The 20595-nt window shown below is 74.7% G+C and carries 16 protein-coding genes and 1 pseudogene; 11 read left to right on the top strand and 6 right to left on the bottom strand.

The genetic code is table 11. The features are described 5' to 3' along the window. Positions 1-101 precede the first annotated feature (101 nt). The 6 genes and pseudogenes from KSK32_RS33265 to KSK32_RS34520 all read left to right on the top strand — a co-directional run. Positions 102-2930 (top strand): hypothetical protein, encoded by a 2829-nt coding sequence (locus KSK32_RS33265; protein WP_289256224.1) that lies wholly within the window; start codon positions 102-104, stop codon positions 2928-2930. Between the two features lie 41 nt (positions 2931-2971). After that, a complete protein-coding gene (locus KSK32_RS08015) occupies positions 2972-3970 on the top strand; it encodes an alpha/beta fold hydrolase (protein WP_216929951.1) in 999 nt (332 codons plus the stop codon). Between the two features lie 5 nt (positions 3971-3975). Next, positions 3976-4851, top strand: coding sequence for a DUF3152 domain-containing protein (locus KSK32_RS08010; protein WP_216929949.1), 876 nt, complete (start codon positions 3976-3978; stop codon positions 4849-4851). Positions 4852-4929: 78 nt separating this feature from the next. Then, a complete protein-coding gene (locus KSK32_RS08005; protein WP_216929947.1) occupies positions 4930-5748 on the top strand; it encodes a DUF3152 domain-containing protein in 819 nt (272 codons plus the stop codon). Between the two features lie 41 nt (positions 5749-5789). Continuing rightward, positions 5790-7037 carry an adenylyltransferase/sulfurtransferase MoeZ gene (moeZ, locus tag KSK32_RS08000; protein WP_216929946.1) on the top strand — a complete coding sequence of 416 codons (1248 nt, stop codon included), beginning with the start codon at positions 5790-5792 and terminating at the stop codon, positions 7035-7037. Positions 7038-7095: 58 nt separating this feature from the next. Beyond that, a pseudogene (locus KSK32_RS34520) lies at positions 7096-8013 on the top strand (hypothetical protein); the annotation flags it as partial. 695 nt (positions 8014-8708) lie between these two features. On the opposite strand, the gene KSK32_RS07990 reads toward KSK32_RS34520, so the two are convergent. Both KSK32_RS07990 and proB read right to left on the bottom strand, forming a co-directional pair. After that, the gene (locus tag KSK32_RS07990; RefSeq protein WP_216929942.1) at positions 8709-9950 is read right to left on the bottom strand and encodes a glutamate-5-semialdehyde dehydrogenase; all 1242 of its coding nucleotides are present in this window, start codon (positions 9948-9950) and stop codon (positions 8709-8711) included. A 76-nt stretch (positions 9951-10026) separates the two neighbouring features. Beyond that, complete coding sequence (gene proB, locus KSK32_RS07985; RefSeq protein WP_216929939.1) at positions 10027-11184, bottom strand: glutamate 5-kinase; 1158 nt, start codon at positions 11182-11184, stop codon at positions 10027-10029. Positions 11185-11197: 13 nt separating this feature from the next. Here proB and KSK32_RS07980 point away from each other — a divergent pair, with 13 nt between their 5' ends. The 3 genes from KSK32_RS07980 to KSK32_RS07970 are packed head-to-tail and all read left to right on the top strand — an operon-like array spanning position 11198 to position 14473. Beyond that, complete coding sequence (locus KSK32_RS07980; RefSeq protein ID WP_216929930.1) at positions 11198-11512, top strand: MGMT family protein; 315 nt, start codon at positions 11198-11200, stop codon at positions 11510-11512. Between the two features lie 32 nt (positions 11513-11544). Next, positions 11545-12939, top strand: coding sequence for an MFS transporter (locus KSK32_RS07975; protein ID WP_216929928.1), 1395 nt, complete (start codon positions 11545-11547; stop codon positions 12937-12939). A 55-nt stretch (positions 12940-12994) separates the two neighbouring features. Then, positions 12995-14473 (top strand): aminotransferase class V-fold PLP-dependent enzyme, encoded by a 1479-nt coding sequence (locus KSK32_RS07970; protein WP_216929925.1) that lies wholly within the window; start codon positions 12995-12997, stop codon positions 14471-14473. Between the two features lie 49 nt (positions 14474-14522). Here KSK32_RS07970 and KSK32_RS07965 read toward each other — a convergent pair whose 3' ends face one another. The 4 genes from KSK32_RS07965 to KSK32_RS07950 form a co-directional block, all read right to left on the bottom strand. Next, positions 14523-15464 carry a hypothetical protein gene (locus KSK32_RS07965; RefSeq protein WP_216929917.1) on the bottom strand — a complete coding sequence of 314 codons (942 nt, stop codon included), beginning with the start codon at positions 15462-15464 and terminating at the stop codon, positions 14523-14525. Positions 15465-15563: 99 nt separating this feature from the next. Next, positions 15564-16754: a hypothetical protein gene (locus tag KSK32_RS07960; RefSeq protein ID WP_216929910.1), complete on the bottom strand. Its 1191-nt coding sequence runs from the start codon at positions 16752-16754 to the stop codon at positions 15564-15566. Further along, on the bottom strand, positions 16747-17304 hold the full coding sequence (locus KSK32_RS07955) for an RNA polymerase sigma factor (protein WP_289256514.1): 558 nt from the start codon (positions 17302-17304) through the stop codon (positions 16747-16749). Before KSK32_RS07955 ends, KSK32_RS07960 begins: the two co-directional genes overlap by 8 nt. A gap of 226 nt (positions 17305-17530) precedes the next feature. Continuing rightward, the gene (locus tag KSK32_RS07950; RefSeq protein ID WP_216929908.1) at positions 17531-18481 is read right to left on the bottom strand and encodes a hypothetical protein; all 951 of its coding nucleotides are present in this window, start codon (positions 18479-18481) and stop codon (positions 17531-17533) included. Positions 18482-18675: 194 nt separating this feature from the next. Between KSK32_RS07950 and KSK32_RS07945 the strand changes: the two genes are divergently transcribed. Both KSK32_RS07945 and KSK32_RS07940 read left to right on the top strand, forming a co-directional pair. Next, a complete protein-coding gene (locus KSK32_RS07945; protein WP_216929907.1) occupies positions 18676-19236 on the top strand; it encodes an NADH-quinone oxidoreductase subunit B in 561 nt (186 codons plus the stop codon). Between the two features lie 36 nt (positions 19237-19272). Beyond that, positions 19273-20589 carry a DUF2252 domain-containing protein gene (locus KSK32_RS07940; protein ID WP_216929905.1) on the top strand — a complete coding sequence of 439 codons (1317 nt, stop codon included), beginning with the start codon at positions 19273-19275 and terminating at the stop codon, positions 20587-20589. Positions 20590-20595 lie beyond the last annotated feature (6 nt).

Here is a 20595-nt window from a genome sequence, read left to right as displayed (position 1 = left end):
GGTCCGGGTTCGTGAACCCGTCGCGGAATTGGCCCGCCGCTGTAACTTATCGCCACTGTCACCACACGGTAGCCTCAGCGGGGGCGACCAAGGAGCGCGCGGTGAGTGAAACAGGGCAACCCGGAGCCGCCACCCCGGGAGAGCACGGCGACGGGACGGGCCAGCAGGACGACCCGGCCCGTACCGGCGGCGGTTGGGCGCCCCCGCCGAACGGCTGGTCCCGCGGCGCCCCGGCGCCCGGCGGCTGGCCCTATGGCGACCTCGGCGGCTGGGCCGCCTCCGCGCCCCGGCACGGCGACCTGCCGGCCCCGGTGCCCGGCCACTCCGCGCCGGAACCGGGCCGCGTCAACGGCCGCCACGTCAACGGCGTGCACCACGCCGGGGAGGAGTCGCCAGTGACCCGCCAGGCGCCGGTCAGTGCCCCGCCCGCGGACGAGCTGCCCCGGCCGGCCGACGGCGAACGGCTGGCCGTACCGGCCCCGCGCCCGGCGCCGGCGATCGAGCAGCCGGCCGACCCGGGGGAGGCCACCGGTTCCCGGCACGCCGCCGACGACCCGGCCGCCCGGGCCCCGCGCTGGGCCGAGAGCGGGCCGACCTCCGCGCCCCCGGCGCTCCAGGTCCCGCCGGTCGGCGCCGCCGCCTCCGGCTTCGAGGTGCCGCCGGGCTTCCATGCGCCGAACACCGAATCCACCCCGTCGCTGTCCCGCGGCTGGGCCGACCGGCCGGTCACCCCGCCGCCGGCCGCGAGCCGCCCGGAGCACGCACCGGGCGAGGTGCACCCGCCGGAGGGCCGGTCGGCCACCGCCGAGCCGCGGGCCGCGGCCGAGATCCCGGCGGACGACCCGAGGGCCGCCGAACCGGACTGGTCGGGGCCGTCCTGGAACCGCCCGAGCTGGGGTGACGGCTGGGCCCCACCGTGGGCCCGCACCGACGAGCCGCCGACCCGCCGGGCCGAGGAGCCGCCGGCCCGAGGCCCGGAGGAGCGGCCGGCCCGCCGCACCGGGGAGCCCGCCGCCGAGCGGCGGGAGTGGGAGGACGACAGCGCCGCCCGCGAGGACCGCGCGGCCGAGTGGGCGCCCGAGCCGGTGCGGCCGTACGAACCGGCCCGCGTCGAACCGCCCGCCGCCTACGAGCCACCCCGGCCCGAACCGGTACGGCCGTACGAGCCGCTGCGCGCCGAGCCGGCCCCGGGACCGGAGGCGGCGCGGCCGTACCCGCCGTCCGCCGAGTCGGAGGCGTCCCGGCCGTACGAACCGGCTGCCGGGCCCGAGCCGGCGCGCCGGTACGAGCCGCCGGTCGCACCGGAGCCGGCGCCCGAGGCGACCCGGCCGTTCCGGCTGGCCCGGGGCGACGCCGAACCACCGCACGGCTACGAGCGTCCGTCCTGGGCCGGGCCACCGGTGCCGGTCGCCCCGCTGGGCGCGCCCGCCGGCCCCGCGCCGACCAGCGCCCCGCCCGCTCCGGCCGGTGGATACGCTCCGGCGCCCCCCACCGAAGCGGCCGCCGTCGACCCGCCGACCTCAGGCGTGCCCGCCGCGAGCGGCGCGCCCCGTTTCGACCGCACACCCGCGCCCCACCCGACGAGCGCCCCTCCCTACGCGGCCCGCCGATCCGCACCGGAACCGGTGCCGGCCGCCGACGCGGTCGCCGAGCCCCGACCGGAGGAACCGTCCCCTGTGCTGCCGCAGCGCGTCCCCTCGGAACCGGACGTGCCCGTCGTGCCGGAGCCACCGGCAGTGGAACCGTCCGCCGAGACCCCCGAACTCGCCCGCATCGCCACCCACCTGCGCCGCGACGACGAACCCGCGCCACTGCGGGAGCGGCCGGAGGGCTTCGACGTCAACGCGATCCTCGACGCGGTCCGGGAGGTGGCGGGCGTACGCGACGCCGCGCTGCGCCGTACCCCGGCCGGCGCGCACAGCCTCCGGCTCGACCTGGCCGACGGCGCGGACCCGGCCGAGGTGAGCCGTCTGGTGGCCCGGCTGCTCCAGGAGCGGATGGGCCTGGCCGCCGCCCCGCAGAACCTGCCCGGTGAGCCCGCCGTGCCGCCACCGGCGCCGCTGCGCCGCCGGTCGGCCCGGCTGGACCGCTCCGGTGAGACGCGCTCGGGAGAGAACCGGGCATCCGGGGCTCAGTCCGCGCCGGGCCAGGCCCGCACCGACGGGGCCGGTGCCGCACAGCCCGAGCCGGGCGAGGCCCGCAACGGTGACGAGACGGGCGGCGACGAGATGCCGGCGCGGACCGGTGTGGCACGTCCGGCCGCGAACCGCTCCGGCGACGCGCGGTTCGGCGCGGACCGCGCGACGCGCCCGGCCGAGGCGCCCGGCGACGGCGACGAGCCGCCGCGCCGCCGCCGGCAGGCCACCCACCGGGGCCGGGCCGCTGTGGACGAGACGTCGCTGGCCGCCGCGCCGACCGGCATGTCCACCGGCAGCCCGGTCACGCTCGGTACGTCGTACTCCGGTGGGCAGATGACCACGACGGAGACCGCGCCGTCGCGACCGCTGGACACCGGCGGCGTGCCGGGGCCCCGGGTGGTGATCGAGCACGTCCTGGTGAGCACATTCGGCCTGGACGCCACCACGGAGGTCCGCCTGGTCGCCGGTGACCGGTCGGCCGAGGGGCACGCGACCGGGCCGGCTGTCGACGGGTACGTGCTGCGGCTCTGCGCGGTGGCCGCGGCCGCCGCGGTGGACGAGCTGCTCGGCCGGGCCGTGCCGGCAGGCGAGCGGGGCCGGTGCTTCGTGGAACACGCCGCGGTGGTGCCGTTCGGCAACTGCGAGGTCGCCACAGTGGTGGTGCTGCTGGTCTGCGACGGCTGGGTGGAGCAGCTGGCCGGTTCGGCGCTGGTGGCCGGGGATCCCCGGCAGGCGGTCGTGCGGGCCACGCTCGCGGCGGTGAACCGGCGGCTGGAGGCGCTGCTCTCCTGAGCGCGGTGTGCGGTACGGCCGCGGCGGGGAAGACTGGAGGCATGAAGCGCGCCGCACTGTGGCCGGAGCACAGCCTTCCCGCACACCACGTCCCGCCGCCCTGGCCGGGCCGGCACGTACGCCTCGACGGCACGCTCGTGCACGTCCGCGACACCCCGGCCACCGGTAGCGGCGCGGAGCCCGCGCTGTACGTGCACGGCCTCGGCGGGTCGGCACAGAACTGGACCGACCTGGCCGGGCTGCTCGCGGACCGGCTCGACGGGCAGGCGATCGACCTGCCCGGCTTCGGGCGCAGCGAGCCCGGGCCGCGCTACACGATCCCGTCCTTCGCCGAGCGGGTGATCCGGTGGATCGAGTACAGCGACCGGGGGCCGGTGCACCTGTTCGGCAACTCGCTCGGCGGCGCGATCTCGGTCCGGGTGGCGGCGTTGCGCCCGGACCTGGTCCGCACGCTCACCCTGGTCTCGCCCGCCCTGCCGTTCCTGGACTTCCGCCGGTCGTTGCAGGGGCGGATGCTCCCGCTGCTGGCGATCCCCCGGGGCGAACGGCTGGCCGCCTGGCGGCTGGCCCAGTTCAGCCCGGAGGTGACGGCGCAGCAGGTGATGGAGGCCTGCGTGGCGGACCTGACCCGGATCAGCGAGCAGCGCCGGCAGGAGGCGATCGACGAGATCCGGATCCGGTACGAGGCGGCCCACTACGCCGCCGCGTACGTGCGGACGTTCCGGGGCCTGGTCGGCAGCTTCCTGCGTTCGTACCTGCCCGGGGAGGGCGCGCTCTGGCGGCAGGCGGCGTCGGTACGGGCGCCCACGCTCGTCGTGGGCGGGCGGCAGGACCGGCTGGTCGACGTGCGGGTGGCGCCGCAGGCGGCCCGGGTCATCCCGGACAGCCGGCTGCTGATGCTCGACGGCGTCGGGCACGTGGCCCAGTTGGAGGTGCCCCGGACCGTGGCGCGGGCGGTGCTCGGCCTGCTCGCCGAGGCGACACCGTCGCTCGTCACCGGCATGGGGGAGAGCGGAACGGAGCGCGACATGGCAGGCTGAGCCGGATGCCCAGCTCCCGCCGTCCTCGTGCCGCCCGCTCCCGTTCCTCGTTCCGTCACTGGCGTACCGCGCTCGTGGTCTGCGCCTTCGTCGCCGCCGCCGCGGCCGGTGTCGGCGTGGCGGTGCAACTGCCGTCGGCGGGCGCGGGGACGCGGACCACCGACGGGTCGGTCGCCCAGCCTCCGGCCTCCACGCCTGCGACGTCCACGCCGGCACCGTCCACGCCGAACGTCTTGCCGCCGGCGGTGACGCCCAGTTCGCCGGCTGCGCCGGTGCTGACGCTGTCCGGCCCGGGCCCGGCGAAGGGCCGGGGCAGCTTCGCGTACGACGAGCGGACCAGCGGCGTGCTCGGCCGCTCGGGGACGCTGCGCCGCTACCGGGTGGCGGTGGAGAACGGCTCCGGCGAGGAGGTCACCGCCTTCGGCGAGGCGGTGCAGCGGGCCCTGGCCGGCCCGGGCAGCTGGGTCGACGGCGGCCGGTTGCGGTTGCAGCGGGTCGGCCCGGACGACCGGTACGACTTCACGATCTACCTGGCCACCCGCGACACGGCCGGGCGGCTGTGCGGGGCGGGCGGGATCGACATCCGGGTGGGCGGGGTGCCGTACACGTCGTGCCGGGTGCCGGGCAAGGTGGTGATCAACCTGGCCCGGTGGCGTACCTCGGCGCCGCATCTGGTCGACGCCGGGATGCCGCTGGAGGCGTACCGCCTCTACGTGATCAACCACGAGGTGGGTCACCAGCTCGGGCACCGGCACGAGGGGTGCCCGGGTGCGGGCCGGGCGGCGCCGGTGATGCAGCAGCAGACGCTCTTCCTCAAGGGCTGCCGGCCGAACCCATGGCCCTACCTGGGCGGGAAGCGGTACACCGGGCCGGCCCTCTGAGCGCCGGTTTGTGAAGAACATTCGCGGCATGGGCGGCAAAAGCAGCTAAATGCCCGAATTGCATGGCACGCTGAGGTCATGACGTCGTCGTCCCCTTACGACAACCCTGCCGCGCCGCGACGCGAGCGTCCCACGCTGCGCCGCATGCGTCGGCGGCGGCGCCGCTCGGTGCTGCTGCTGGCGATGCTGCTCGCGGCCGTCAGCGGCGCCGTCGGCATCACCCGCCTGAACACGCCGCCGTCCGGGCACACGCCGCTCGCCGCCGAACCGTCGCTGGCCCGCGCCGCCGAGGCCGACGTACCGGCCGCCGCGCCGACCGGCTACCCCACCGCCGGCCCCGGCACGTTCGCGGCGGCCCAGGACCGGTCCCCGGTACGCGGGCAGGACGGCCCGCTGCGCCGCTACCGGGTCGAGGTCGAGCAGGGTACGGGGCAGGACGTCGACGACTTCGCCGCCACCGTGGACGCGGTTCTGGGCGACCCGCGCAGCTGGATCGCCTCCGGTGACCTGCGGGTGCAGCGGGTGCCCGAGGCGGCCGCGGCCGACTTCACCGTCTACCTCGCGACCCCGGTCACCTCCGAGCGGATGTGCGCCGAGGGCGGCCTGCGCACCGACCGGTACACCTCCTGCCGGCTGCCCGGCCGGGTCGTGCTCAACCTGGCCCGGTGGATGACGGCGGTGCCCCACTACCGTGCGCCGCTGGCGGTCTACCGCACGTACGTGATCAACCACGAGGTCGGACACGAGTTCGGCGAGCTGCACCAGGCGTGCCCCGAGCCCGGCGCGCCCGCCCCGGTGATGCAGCAGCAGACGTACGGGCTGGACGGCTGCCTGCCGAACGCCTGGCCGTACGTCGGCGGCGTCCGCTACGAAGGTGAGCCCACCGACGGCGTCTGAGTTATTCCCGGTCCCGCAGTTCGGGCGCAGTGTCCCTCATCATGGCCGATCCCCGTCCGGGCGAGCGACAATGGCGCGGTCACACCGCCGATCCCGGGGAGTCCACCGTGTCGTTGCCCCCGCTCGTCGAACCCGCCGCCGAGCTGACCGTAGACGAGATCCGCCGCTACTCGCGCCACCTGATCATCCCGGACGTCGGGGTCGAGGGGCAGAAGCGGCTGAAGAACGCCCGGGTGCTCTGTGTCGGCGCCGGTGGCCTCGGCTCGCCGGCCCTGCTCTACCTGGCCGCGGCCGGTGTCGGCACGCTCGGCATCATCGACTTCGACACCGTCGACGAGTCGAACCTCCAGCGCCAGGTCATCCACGGCGTCTCCGACGTGGGCCGGTCCAAGGCCGAGTCCGCCGCGGCCTCGATCCGCGAGATCAACCCGCTGGTCAACGTGGAGATCCACAACACCGCGCTGGACCGGGAGAACGTCCGGGACATCTTCTCCCGGTACGACCTGATCGTCGACGGCACCGACAACTTCGCCACCCGGTACATGGTCAACGATGCGGCCGTGCTGCTCGGTAAGCCGTACGTCTGGGGTTCGATCTACCGCTTCGACGGCCAGGCGTCGGTGTTCTGGGCCGAGCACGGCCCCTGCTACCGCTGCCTCTACCCGGAGCCCCCGCCGCCCGGCATGGTCCCGTCCTGCGCCGAGGGCGGCGTGCTCGGCGTGCTCTGCGCGTCGATCGGGTCGATCCAGGTCAACGAGGCGATCAAGCTGCTCGCCGGCATCGGTGAGCCGCTAGTCGGCCGGCTGATGGTCTACGACGCCCTGGAGATGAGCTACCGCAAGATCAAGGTTCGCAAGGACCCGAACTGCGTGCTCTGCGGCGAGAATCCGACCCTCACCGACCTGATGGAGGACTACGAGGACTTCTGCGGCGCGGTCTCCGACGAGGCGCAGGAGGCGGTGGTCGACTCGACCATCACCGCGCTGGAGCTGAAGGACTGGCAGGACTCGGGCAAGGACATCTTCCTGGTCGACGTGCGCGAGCCCGCCGAGTACGAGATCGTCCGGATCCCCGGCTCGACGCTCATCCCCAAGGGCGAGATCCTCTCCGGCGAGGCGCTGGCGAAGTTCCCGCAGGACCGGCAGATCGTGCTGCACTGCAAGTCCGGCGTCCGCTCCGCCGAGGCGCTCGCCGCGCTGAAGGCGGCCGGCTTCTCCGACGCGGTGCACCTCCAGGGCGGTGTGCTCTCCTGGGTCAAGCAGGTCGACCCGTCGCTGCCCGCGTACTGAGTCTCCTCGATGGGCCCGCCCGGCGACCCGGGCGGGCCCGTCGTGCTCTCCGGGGCCCCTGGCGTGGGCATACGCCCGATTGCGGCGACCGCTGGGCCGGGTGGTCCTGACCGAGCTACCGAGGCGTAACGTCGGCCGCGCCAGTACCGTCAGTGCCGTGGTCGACTTGGACGCGGCGATCGGATTCGTCGTCGCTCACGGTGACGCGGTGGACCGCGCCCGCCTCTCCCGGCTGCGCTCCGGCGCTCCGGTGCCGCCCGACGTGCTCGACGCCGCCGAGGCCGGGCAGGCGCCGGGCGGTGGCTGGCCCGCCGTCCTCGACGGCGACGTCGCCTCGATCGACGCGACCTGCTTCCGCCTGGCCGAGCTGGACGACCTCGGCGCGCTGGGCCGCCCGGCCGCCCGGCACGCGCTGGACTGGCTGGCCGCCCGGCAACTACCCGACGGCGGCTGGGACGAGGATCCCTCCCTGGCCGGGCTCGCCCCCGAGTGGGCCACCCCGGGCGACCCCGAGGCCCGGCTCTACCAGACCGCCAACGCCGGATTCTGGCTCACCGTGGCCGGGCTGGACGCCCGCGCCGCCGGGCCGCTGGACCACCGGGTCGGCGGCGCGTACGCCGGTGTGGTGCAGGCGGCATCGCAGGCGCTGGCCGCGCAGCTCGCGCCGGACGGAAGCTGGCCGTCCTTCCTGCCGGCCGGCTGGCTCGCCGCCGCGGTGCTGCACCGCCAGCAGATGTACTACGAGTCGGCGCGCATCCAGGCGGTGCTGGCCGACCGGGTTCCGCAGATGTCCCCGGCCGACGTGGCCTGGCTGGCCGCCACACTGCGCCGGGTCGACGTGAGCGAGGAGCAGTGGCTGCTGGTCTCCGCGCGCCGGCGGCTCGCCGAGACCCAGCGCAGCGACGGCGGCTGGGACAGCGACGACGGCCACCAGTTCGACGTGCACACCACTCTGCGGGCGATCCGCGCGTGCCGCCCGAACACGCCCGAGGCGCCGGTGTCCGGAGCGCCGTTCGTGGTGCCGCAGACCGCGGAGCTGCCCGCGCCGCCGGCCGTGCCGATGCCGCGCCGGTCGCTCGCCGCGCCGCCGCCGTCCGCCACCCCTGCGCCGCCTGTCTCCTCGCCTCCGTCGTCCGGCCGCGGGCCCGAATCGTCGGCGGGCTTCGGCCCTGACCTGCCCTCCGGTCGCGGCCCCGGCCCGTCGACCGGCTCTGTGGTGTCGGCCGGTCCGGACGGCGGGCCGGGTCCGTGGTCTGCCTGGATCGTCACGCCCGACCTACTCCCCGAAGAGGGCACCGGGATTGCTGCGCGTTCGGTGCCGGGCCTGCCACCCGGCCCGGTTCTACCCGGTCTACCTCCGGTGGTTGCGATGCCGCGTGCGGCCCCGGTGTCCCCCGGGACGCCTCCGCTCGCCACGCCGCCACCGGCGCCCAGGGCCCCGGGGATCGCCTCACCGCTGCAGCCCGGCACAACCCCGCCGGTCGACCCCGCCGAACCGGCAGACGGTGATCCACTCCAGCTCGCGTAGCCCGGCCTGCCGATGATCAACACCGGTTCGGCGAAGTGGCGGCATCAGGGGCGCCGGGATACCGCCACCTCCCCGATCCGGCGGCGGCCCCGACCAGTACGGCGAGGTGGCGCAACCGCAAGCGCGCCACGAGCCAGAGCCGGTCAGCGTACGTGACCGTCCCCGGTCACCACGTACTTCGTGCTGGTCAGCTCCGGCAGGCCCATCGGGCCGCGCGCGTGCAGCTTCTGCGTCGAGATGCCGATCTCCGCGCCGAAGCCGAACTCCCCGCCGTCGGTGAAGCGGGTGGACGCGTTGACCATGACCGCGGCCGCGTCCACCCGGGCCACGAACTCCCGGGCCGACCGCTGCGAGTCGGTGACGATCGCCTCGGTGTGGCCGGTGCCGTACCGGCGGATGTGCGCGACCGCCGCGTCCAGCGAGTCGACCACGGCGACGGAGATGTCGGCGGAGAGGTACTCGGTGCCGAAGTCCTCCTCGGTCGCCGGGACCACGGCGTCGGAGTGGGCGGCGACAGCAGGCGTGCCGTGCACCGTCACCCCGGCCTCGGCGAACGCGGCCAGCACCGCCGGCAGGAACGCGTCCGCCACGTCCCGGTGCACCAGCAGCGACTCGGCGGTGTTGCAGGTGGACAGGCGCTGGGTCTTGGCGTTCAGCGTGACCGCCAGGGCCTTGGCGAGGTCGGCGGCGGCGTCCACGTACACGTGGCAGTTGCCCACGCCGGTCTCGATCACCGGCACCGTCGACTCCTCGACGACGGCGCGGATCAGCGACGCGCCGCCGCGCGGGATCAGCACGTCGACCAGGCCGCGGGCGCGCATCAGCTCCTTCACCGAGTCGCGGGTGCTGGAGTCGAGCAGCTGCACCGCGTCCGCCGGCAGCCCGGCGCCGGCGACCGCGTCGCGCAGCACCGCGACCAGCGCCGCGTTGGAGTGCGCGGCCGACGAGGAACCGCGCAGCAGCGCCGCGTTGCCCGACTTCAGGCAGATCCCGGCGGCGTCGACGGTCACGTTCGGGCGGCCCTCGTAGACGATGCCGACCACCCCGAACGGCACCCGCACCTGGCGCAGCTCCAGGCCGTTGGGCAGGGTCGAGCCGCGTACCACCTCACCCACCGGGTCGGGCAGCGCGGCCATCTGGCGCAGCGCGTCGGCGATGGCCGCCACCCGGCCCTCGTCGAGCGCGAGCCGGTCCAGCACGGCCGCGGACAGCCCGGCCTCGCGCCCGGCCGCCAGGTCCGCCGCGTTCGCGGTCAGCACCTCCGGGGTACGCGCCACGAGCGCGTCGGCCATCGCGTGCAGCGCGGCGTCCTTGACGGTACGGGTGGCCGTGGTCAGGGCTTCCGCCGCGTCCCGGGCTCGCCGGGCCTGCTCGACGACGCTCATCGTGCTACTCCTTCGGAGGTGGTTTTTTAAGGAAGGGCCCCTTATTAACAGACGTCTGTTAATAAGGGGCCCTTCCTTACAGCAGGACCAGGTCGTCGCGGTGGACGACCTCACGTTCGTACGCCGGGCCGAGCGCCGCGGCGAGTTCGGAGGTGGACCGGCCGAGCAGGCCGGGCAGCTCCACCGCGTCGTAGTTGACCAGGCCTCGGGCCACCGGCGCGCCGGCGGTGTCGACCAGGTCCACCGGGTCGCCGGCGGTGAACGCGCCGTCGACGGCGGTGATGCCGGCCGGCAGCAGCGACTTGCGGCGGCCGACCACCGCCTGCACCGCGCCCGGGTCGAGGTGCAGCCGGCCGCGGGGGGCGGTGGCGTGCGCCAGCCAGAACAGACGGGCTGCGGGGCGGCGGCTGCTCGGGTGGAAGTACGTGCCGACCGGCTCCCCGGCCAGCGCCGGCCCGGCCAGCGGCGCGGCGGTCAGCACCACCGGGATGCCGAAGCCGGTGGCGATCCGGGCCGCCTCGACCTTCGTCACCATGCCGCCGGTTCCCACTCCGGCGCGCCCGGCCCCGCCGACGTCCACGCCCGCCAGGTCGCCCTCGCCGTGCACCTCGGTGATCCGGGTGCTGCCCGGCCGGGCCGGGTCGCCGGTCCAGAGCGCGTCCACGTCGGAGAGCAGCACCAGCAGGTCGGCGTCGACGAGCGCGGCCACGAGCGCGGCGAGGCGGTCGTTGTCGCCGAACCGGATCTCCTCGGTGGCCACCGTGTCGTTCTCGTTGACGATCGGCACCGCGCGCAGGTCGAGCAGCTTGCGCAGCGTCCGGTACGCGTTGCGGTAGTGCGCCCGCCGGGTCACGTCGTCGACGGTGAGCAGAACCTGCCCGACGGTGCGGCCGTGCCGGGCGAACGCGGCGGCGTACCGGCCGATCAGCAGGCCCTGGCCGACGCTGGCGGCGGCCTGCTGGGTGGCCAGGTCACGCGGGCGCCGGGGCAGCCGCAGCGGGGCGAGTCCGGCGGCGATCGCGCCGGAGGAGACGAGCACCACCTCACGTCCGGAGGCGGCGAGCCCGCCGAGCGTGTCGACGAGCGCGTCGACCCGGGCGTCGTCCAGGCCGCCCGTCGCGGTGGTAAGCGAGGACGAACCGATCTTGACCACGACCCGCCGGGCCGAGGTGACTGCTTCGCGCACCCGACCATTCTGCGCGCTGCGGTCTGCGGCGCCGCGGCGCGTTCCCATATCGTGGCAGCTCGTGACACCTGACGAGTACGTCGAGGCGGTGCTGGCGCTGGTCGAACGGATCCCGCCGGGGCGGGCGATGTCGTACGGGGCGGTGGCCGACGCGCTGGCCGAGCGCTCGGGGCGGGCGTCGCCGCGGCTGGTCGGCTCGATCATGGCCCGGCACGGTGGCGGTGTGCCGTGGCACCGGGTGGTGAACGCGGCCGGCCGGCTGCCGCCGGGGCACGAGCGCAGGGCCCGGGAACGGCTGCTCGCCGAGGGGTGCCCGCTGCGCGGCGACCGGGTGGACCTGGCGGCGGCGTCCTGGTCGCCGGACGAGGGGATGTGACCCCGGCCATAACATGAGTAGCATTCGGCTCCATGACAGCTTCGGGCCTGCCCCGCCGGGTGCATCTCGGATACGCGCTGGGTTCCCTGGTCACCGGCGCGTTCGGCACCGTGCCCGGGCTGCTCCTGCTGCCGTACCTCACCGACACGCTCGGCGTCGCCGCCGGGCTGGCCGCGCTGCTGGTGCTCCTGCCGAAAGCGTGGGACGTACTCGTCAACCCGGTCGCCGGGCGGATCTCCGACCGGACCCGCTCCCGGTGGGGCGCGCGCCGGCCGTACCTGCTCGGCGGCGGGCTGGCGCTCGCCGTACTGTTCGCCTCGATCTTCGCCGCGCCGTTCGCCAGCGGTCCGGCCGCCGCCGCGTACGTGGCGCTGGCGTTCCTGGCGACAGCCAGCGCGTTCGCGTTCTTCCAGGTGCCGTATGTGGCCATGCCGGCCGAGCTGACCGCCGATCCGGCGGAGCGTACCCGGTTGATGACCTGGCGGATCGCGGTGCTGGCACTGGCCATCCTGGTCTCCGGCGCGGTGGCCCCGGCGGTGGTGAGCGCGGGCGGCGACGGCGTCCCCGGCCACCGGTGGATGGGCCTGTTCGTCGCCGCGCTGATCGTCGCCGGCACCGTCGGCGTCTTCCTCGGCACCCGGTCCGCGCCGACCGGGACGGTGGGGGAGAGCGAACCGAGCCTGCGCGCGCAGCTCGCGGTCGCCACCGGCAACCGGCCGTTCCGGGTGCTGCTGATCTGCTTCGTGATCCAGTCCGCCGGGGTGGCCACCGTGCTGGCCGGGGTGAAGTACTTCGCCGACCAGGTGCTGCGCGAGCCGGACAGCGGCCCGACACTGCTGTTCGCCTGCTTCGTCGCACCCGCGCTGCTGGTCATGCCGCTCTGGTCGCGGGCCGGCGCCCGGCTGGGCAAGCGGGCGTCGCTCGTCGCCGCGTCGCTGATCTTCGCGGCGGGCGCGCTGGCCCTGGTCGCCGCGCCCGCTCTGCCCGCCGCCGCGGCCTACGCCGTGGTCGCGGTGATCGGCGTCGGGTACGCGGGCCAGCAGGTCTTCGCGCTGGCCATGCTGCCGGACTGCATCGCGTACGACACCGCCCGCACCGGGCGGCGGCAGGCCGGGGTGTTCACCGGGCTGTGGACTGCCGGGGAGACGTTCGGGCTGGCGCTGGGGCCGGGCATCTACGGGCTGGTGCTCCAGCTCTCCGGCTACGTCTCGTCGTCCACCGGTACCGCCGCCGTCCAGTCGGACACGGCTCGGCTCGGCGTGCTGCTCGGCTTCACCGTGCTGCCCGCCCTGCTGGTGGCGATCCCGCTGGTGCTGCTGCGCGGCTACACCCTGACCCCGGCCCAGCTGGCCGCCGCGCCGGGAGTCAGCACGCCCGGTGCCACCGCGCCCGAGACCGACGGCGCCGCCCCGGCCGCGCGGGCGTGACCACCGCACCTGTCCGCCCGGCCGCGGCCCGGACCAGTCACGAGAGGAACACCCGATGACCGACACGGCAGACGTGGGCGCGCTGCCCGCGCGGGGGACGCCCGCGCCGGACGTGCTCGCCGAGATCCGCGCGCTGCGGGCCGCCGACCGTCCGACGCACGGCGGGCGGCTGTTCGCGTACGTCTACGACCCCGGCGTGGCCGGGCTGGACGAGCTGGCGCAGGCCGCGTACGCGGAGAGCGCGCACGTCAACGGCCTCGACCCGACCGCGTTCCCGTCGCTGCTGGCGATGGAGAACGCGCTCGTCGGCGCCGCCGCCCGCCTGCTCGGCGGCGGCCCCGGCACCGGCGCGCCGGACGTGGTCGGCAGCGTCACCAGCGGCGGCACCGAGTCGTTGCTGCTCGCCGTCAAGGCGGCCCGGGACGCTCGACCCGACCTGACCGAGCCGCGGATCGTGGCGCCGGCCAGCGCGCACGCCGCGTTCGCCAAGGCGGCGCACTACCTGCGGGTCACGCTGGACACCGTGCCCGTCGACCCGGTGACGCTGCGGCCGGACCCGGCCGTGGTGGCCGCCGCGATCCGCCCGGAGACCGTGCTGGTGGTGGCGTCCGCCCCGTCCTACGCGCACGGCGTGGTCGACCCGGTGACCGAGATCGCCGCCGTCGCACAGGCCGCGGGTGTGCGCTGCCACGTGGACGCCTGCTTCGGCGGCTGGGCGCTGCCCTGGCTGCGCAGGCTCGGCGCGCCGGTGCCGCCGTTCGACTTCGCCGTTCCGGGGGTCACCTCGATCTCGGTGGACCTGCACAAGTACGCGTACGCGCCGAAGGGCGTCTCGGTGCTGCTGCACCGCGATCCGGCGCTGCGCGCCCCGCAGTTCTTCGCGTACGCCGACTGGCCCGGGTACACGATGGTCAATCCGGTGATCACCTCGACCCGGTCCGGCGGGCCGATCGCCGCCGCGTACGCCACACTCCGCCACCTCGGCGAGGACGGCTACCTGCGGCTGGCCGCCGCGACCCGGGACGCGGTCGCCGGGCTGGCCGGCGCGGTACGGGCCACCGGCGGACTGCGGCTGATGGCCGAACCGGAGACCACAGTGGTCTGCTTCACCAGCGACGATCCGGGGCTCGACCTGTTCGTGCTCGTCGACGAGCTGACCGCGCGTGGCTGGCACACCCAGCCCCAGCTCACGTACGCCGACCTGCCGGCCAGCGTCCACCTCACGGTCACCGCGGCGGTGGCGCCCCGGGTGGCCGAGTTCGGCCCGGCGCTGGCCGAGGCGGTCGCGGCGGCCCGCGCCGCCGGGCCGGTCGTGCTGCCGCCGGAACTGCTGGCGCTGGCCGGCAGCCTCACGCCGGAGGCGCTCACCCCCGAGCTGGTGGCCGGGCTGGCGGACGGGCTCGGCCTGGCCGGCGGCGCCGGTGTGCCGGACCGAATGGCGGTGGTGAACACGTTGCTGGACGCCGCCCCGGCGCGGTTGCGGGAACGGCTGCTCGCCGAGTTCGTCGGGTTGCTCCAGCGCCCGGCCTGGTGACACGGCGACGCCCGGCCGGCGCGTGGGCGCCGGCCGGGCGGGGCGACGGTCAGCTCGCGGCGACCGCGGTCACCGTGAACGACGTCGTGTTGTCCGACGGGTCCACGTCCTGCGGGTCCGCGGCCCCCCAGAAGTAGTTCCCCTTCACCGTGAAGGTGCCGATGCCCAGCTCACCGGCCGCAGTGCCGGCGGGTGCCCTGAGGAAGACGTCGAAGGTCCGCTCCTCACCGGGCATGAACCGGCCGCCCGGCACGGTGAACCCGAGCGGGAAGCTCGGCATGTCCTGCGGCTCGATGTGGTCGACCTGCACCCCGGCCGGCAGGGCGGCCGCGACGTCGACGGCGAAGGTCGGCGCGTCGTTGCCATAGCGCACGGTGACCGGCATCCGGCCGAGCAGGGTGCCGTCCGGCTGCGGGGTCAGCGTCACCGCGCTGCCCCGGATGCTGAGATCGGTGTCGACGGCCTGCACGTACGGGCGCGGCTTGCGCAGGCTGCCGGTGGTGGAGCGGAAGAGGGTGGTGAAGCCGGTGGCGTCGGAGGCCGCGGCGGCGCCGTCCGGGACGACTTCGATCCGCCCGCCGTTCGCGACCATCGGGTAGCTGCGCGCGGTGGTCCAGACGTGGAAGCCGAGCCGGAAGGTGAGCCTCTTGCGGGCCTCGATCTGGTTGGCGCCGCAGTTGATCACCAGCCGGTTCTCCACCAGACGGGTGTAGAAGCAGCCGCCGCCGGGCTCGATGGAGGTGAACGAGGCTCCCGCCGGCTCGGTGACGACCAGGCTGAACGACGTCGCGGTCGACCGCCGGTTGGTCACCGTCGCGGTGAGCGTCCCGACGTACCCCCGGTCGGTCGGGTCGAGGACGAGCCGCTGGGCCGTGACGTCGACCCGGCCGGTGGTGGTGCTCGGCGCGGCGGCGGCGGGCGCGGCCAGGGTGATCAGTGCGGCGGTTCCACCGAGTAGTGCGGTGGTGATCCGTGCCGTACGTGTGGTCATGCTTTTCCTCCCGTGACTCCCCGTTGCCGGACGGGGGTATCTCCGCCCGTCCGATGCCGGTGACACGTCCAGACAGGACGGTCGGTTGCAGTCTGTCGGTCAGCCGACGGAGGTCAGCTCGACCTCGTTGTCCTTCCCGTTCAGGTCGTTCCAGTAGCGCTGCTGCGAGTCGATGTGGATCACACGCAGCGTCGGCGGCTCGTCGGCGGTCACCGGATGGTCGAACGTGAACGTGTACGTCCTGCTCGCGCCCGCCGACAGGGTGTCCAGCACACAGGCGATGTCTCCGTCGAGCCGCACGTTCCGGCACCGGTCCAGGCCGGAATCAGTCGGTATCGTGTAGCCGTACCAGCCGGTGAACCCGAGCATGCGCACGCTCACCGGCCCCCGGTTCACCACTGTCACGGTGACAGTCACCTTCCGGATCCCCTTCTTGTCCGGCGGCCCGGCCACGACGTCCCGGGCGGTCATCGTGAGGTCGGTCAGGCGGGGGTCGGTGCCGAACTTCGTGGGTCCGTCGACCTGCCGGAACCGATCGCCGTCCCAGGAGTACGTCCGCCACTGTCGTTGCGGCGTCCATTCCGGCGTGCCGCAACAGGGCTGGATGTCGGCGACGTGCGCCCTGATCTGCCCGCCGTCGCGCACCGAGAACTCGGTGATGTCACCCATGCCCTCACGGGTGCCGACGACCCGGCCCATGGTGATGATCCGGCCGTCGTCGTCCCGATCGAGGGCGAGCACCTGCTTGCCCGACGCCTCGCCGTAGCGGCAGGCGACGAGGACGACCGTCTCGGTCGCGCCGTCACCGTCGAGATCCACGTACTCCGGACCGGCCAGCAGCGTCGGGACGGAGTCGTCCTGCGGCCCGGACCGGAGCCGGACGTTGTCGCTGACGCAGGTCTTCGGCGCGTCCGGCCAGGACACGAGGTCGAGCCGGGCCGCGAGCAGCTGGGAGCGGGTGATCCGGCCGTCCGGCACGCCCGGGGTCGAGGCGGCAGTGCTCGGCGGCGGTGTCGACGGCGGCGGCGACGTGCTCTCGGACGGAGTCGGGGTGACTGTCTGCGCGGGCGCCGGGGGCGGTCCGGGCCGCCGGTGCAGGGCGGCGTTCGCGCCCACCGGGATCACCACGGCGAGCACCACTGCCGCCGCGGTGACCACCGCTGTCCGCCGGCGACGGCGCCGGACCGTGCGCCGGACCGCGGCCGTCCCGGCCGGGTGGACCACCGGCGTGTACGCCGCGCGGAACTCGGCGAACTCGCCGCCGACCAGGATGTCGTCGGGCTCAGTCATGGTGGTTCACCTCGCTCGTGGTGGTGAGCTTCGCCGCCAGGGCGGTCCGCCCCCGGTGCAGCCAGGACTTGACGGTGCCCTCCGGCACGTCCTCCTGCGCCGCGATCTGCGCGACGCTGAGATCGGCCAGGTAGTGCAGCACCACGGCGCGACGCTGATGGGGCGGCAGCTCGGACAGCGCGGCGGTCAGCGCGACCCGGTCCGGCCCCGGCCCCGGCACGTACTCCTCCCGCTGGCGGTGCAGCCACGCCTGGGCCGTCCGCAGCCGCCGCCACCGGCTCGTGGCCAGGTTCCAGGCCACCCGGCGGACCCAGGCCACCGGGTCGTCGTAGCGGGACACCCGGGACCAGCGGGCGAACGCCCGGCAGAACGCCTCCTGCACCATGTCCTGCGCCTGGGACAGGTCACCGCAGTAGGCGGTGAGCTGGAGCGTCAGGGACCGGAAGTGCGCATGGTAGAGCCCGTCGAAGTCGACTGCCTCGCGCCTCTCGGCGCGCCTCGCTGTCCCCTCGGGTGGCTCGTCGAGCATCGGCTCCCTCGTCACCGTCACCTGGTCCTCCCCGTATGCGTACCGCCGACGCGGTCACGCCGGTCACACGCCCTGACGCCCGTACCGGTTGCGGTGGTTGCCGGTCCGGGCGCGGTGGCGGGCGTCGGAAAACCGACCGGCATCGCGCCGAGCCGCCCGCATCGCGCCGAGCCGCCCGGTCGGGCGAGGAAAGACGACGCCGCCCCGCCCGGATCGGCTCCGGGCGGGGCGGCGGGGGGAACGGTTGTCAGCCGGCGATGGTCAGATCGACCGAGACGACGTTGTCGGCCGGGTCGGCCTCGGGCACCGTGATGCTGTCCCATCGGGTTTCGAGCTCGAACGTGACGGTGCCGAGGAAGCCGGGCGCCGCGCCCGGCTCCGCGTAGAGCAGCACGTCGAAGCTCCGCTGCTCACCGGCCATGAAACGCCCGCCCGGCACGATGAAGCTGGTGAGGTTGCTCGGCGCGTCCTGCGGATCGGTGCCCCAGACCAGCACACCGGCCGGGAGCCCGACGGACCGGGCCAGCAGGTAGTCGTATCCGGCGTCACCGGCCCACCGCACCGTGACCGGCAGCCGGCCCAGGTAGGAGCCGTCGTCCTGGCGCGACAGCGTCACCGATCCCGCCGCGGTGACGGCGGCACGGGCCTGGTCGTCCTGCACGTAGGGCACCGGGTTGCGCAGCGAGCCAGAGGCGGACCGGAAACGGGCGGCGAAGCGGGCCCGGTCGGCGATCTCCGCCCGGCCGTCGCCGACGTTCACCGAGATCCGGCCTCCGGTCGCGATCATCGCGACGCCCCGGGTCGGGGTGAGCACCTCGAAGGCGATGGAGAAGGACCGGCTCCCGCCCGGCTCGATGTCACCGCCGGGCACCCCGCAGCTCACGGTCCGCCGGTTGTCCCTCAGCGGCTGGAAACCGCAGGCCTCCTCCGGGTCGAGGGCTCGGAACGAAGCGGCGACCGGCTCCAGCACGTCGACGAAGAAGTAGGTGGCGGTGGGACCGTTGTTGGTCACCGTGACCGGCAGCTTGCCCTGGTAGCCGCGTGCCGTCGGTTCGAGCACCAGACGGCCCACCGAGATGTCGGCCGCCGCCTCGGCGGCGGTGGGTGCGGCGACCGCCGGCGCGGCGGTGGTCAGCGCCAGTGCGGCACCGGCCAAGCCGACGGCGACCCGCCGGCCGATGGACAGAGTGATGGTCATCTGTCGTTCCTCCCCGTGAACAGAACACGTCGTCGCGTGACGACATCGACGGGGACCATACCGACCGGGACCGGCAGTCGATGCCCCACGGGACGAAAGCCGCGCGCCGCGCCCGCGTACGCATCGGACCCCGATCCGCCGTCGGCGGGCTGTGGTTGACTGGCATCTCGGGGTTCTGCGAGGGAGGCCAAGAGATGCAGGTGCCGGCCGTGCTCGGCGAGCCGATCCGGTTCGTGCTGAACTGGGGCCGCCGCTACTCGCTCTGGGTCTTCAACTTCGGCCTGGCCTGCTGCGCCATCGAGTTCATCGCCACCAGCATGGGCCGGCACGACTTCATGCGGCTCGGCGTGATCCCGTTCGCCCACGGGCCCCGGCAGGCCGACCTGATGGTGGTCAGCGGCACCGTCACCGACAAGATGGCCCCCGCGGTCAAGCGGCTCTACGACCAGATGCCCGAGCCGAAGTACGTGATCTCGTTCGGCGCCTGCTCCAACTGCGGTGGCCCGTACTGGGACTCCTACTCGGTGACCAAGGGCGTCGACCAGCTCATCCCGGTCGACGTGTACGTGCCCGGCTGCCCGCCCCGCCCGGAGGCGCTGCTGCACGGCATCCTGCGGCTCCAGGAGAAGATCGCCGCCGAGCAGTCCGGCGTCGGCGGTGTGCCCCGGCCCGACGCGCTCACCTCCCCGGCGGACGCGGTGGCGCGGCCGGTCGAGGCGCTGACCGCACCACCGGTACGTCCGCCGGTCGGCTGAACCGCCGGGTGGCGGCGCGCGGCTAGCCTGCGGCTCATGACCGACCTCGCGGAGGAGCGCTCCGCATTCATCATCGACGTGCTGACCGAGGAGTTCGGCGCGTCCATGGCGATCGACCCGGCGGCGTTCCGCCGCAAGTTCCGCAAGATGGCGGCGTCACCGTTCGCCTTCTACCGGGGCAGCGCCGCACTGTTCTACGCCGACCAGCGCGGCGACTTCGCCAGCGACCGGTTCCTCGACGGCCGGACCAGCCGGGTGTGGATCCATGGCGACCTGCACGCCGAGAACTTCGGCACCTACATGAACGCCTCCGGGCAGCTCGTGTTCAACGTCAACGACTTCGACGAGGCGTACGTCGGGCCGTTCACCTGGGATCTGAAGCGCTTCGCCGCGAGCGTGGCGCTGCTCGGCTACGCCAAGGCGCTCTCCGACCGCGTGATCGGCGAGCTGGTGACCGGCTTCGCCCGGTCGTACCTGGCCGAACTGCGGGCCATCGCCGCGGGCGGGGACGACGCGATCGGCTCGATCACGCTCGACAACGCCGACGGTGTGCTGCGCCGGGTGCTCCAGCAGGCGCGGCTGAACACCCGGGTGGACCTGCTGGCCGCGCAGACCACGATCGACAACTACGAGCGCCGGTTCTCCCTCGGCGACGGCGTCCACGAGATCGACGACGCCACCCGGGAGAAGGTCTGCGCGGCGTTCGCCGACTACCTGCACTCGTTGCCGGACTCGACCACCCGGATGCGCCCGGTGGCCGCCGGCATCAAGGACGTGGTGCTGCGCAAGGGCGTCGGCATCGGGTCGGCCGGGCTGCCGTCGTACAACCTGCTGCTGGAGGGGCACACCCAGGCGCTGGAGAACGACGTGGTCATCTACATGAAGCAGGCGCAGGTGCCGGCCGTGGCGCGGTACGTCGACGACGAGCGGGTCCGGTCGTACTTCCGGCACCAGGGACACCGCACCGCCGAGTCGCAGCGCGCGTTGCAGGCGCACGCCGACCCGTGGCTGGGCTTCACCGAGCTGAACGGCGTCGGGCAGCTCGTCGCCGAGGTGTCCCCGTACGCGGCGGACCTGGACTGGGCCGACGTGAACGAGCCGGAGGAACTGGCGGGCGTGCTCGCCGACCTGGGCCGGGCGGTGGCCCGGATGCACTCGGTCGCCGACGACGAGTCCAGCCACGACCTCGTCGACTACTCCACCGAGGAGGCGGTCGTCGCGGTCGTCGACGCCGACCCGGAGGCGTTCGTCGGCTACCTGGTCGACTTCGGCCACCGGTACGGCATCCGGGCGCGCGAGGACCACCAGCTCTTCGTGGACCTGTTCCGCAACGGCCGGCTGCCCGGCATCTGAGCGGGC

Source organism: Micromonospora sp. WMMB482, from assembly GCF_019038635.1.
GTDB lineage: Bacteria > Actinomycetota > Actinomycetes > Mycobacteriales > Micromonosporaceae > Micromonospora > Micromonospora marina.
Note: the sequence above shows the minus strand (reverse complement) of the source record. Positions and strands in the feature narration are given on the sequence as shown.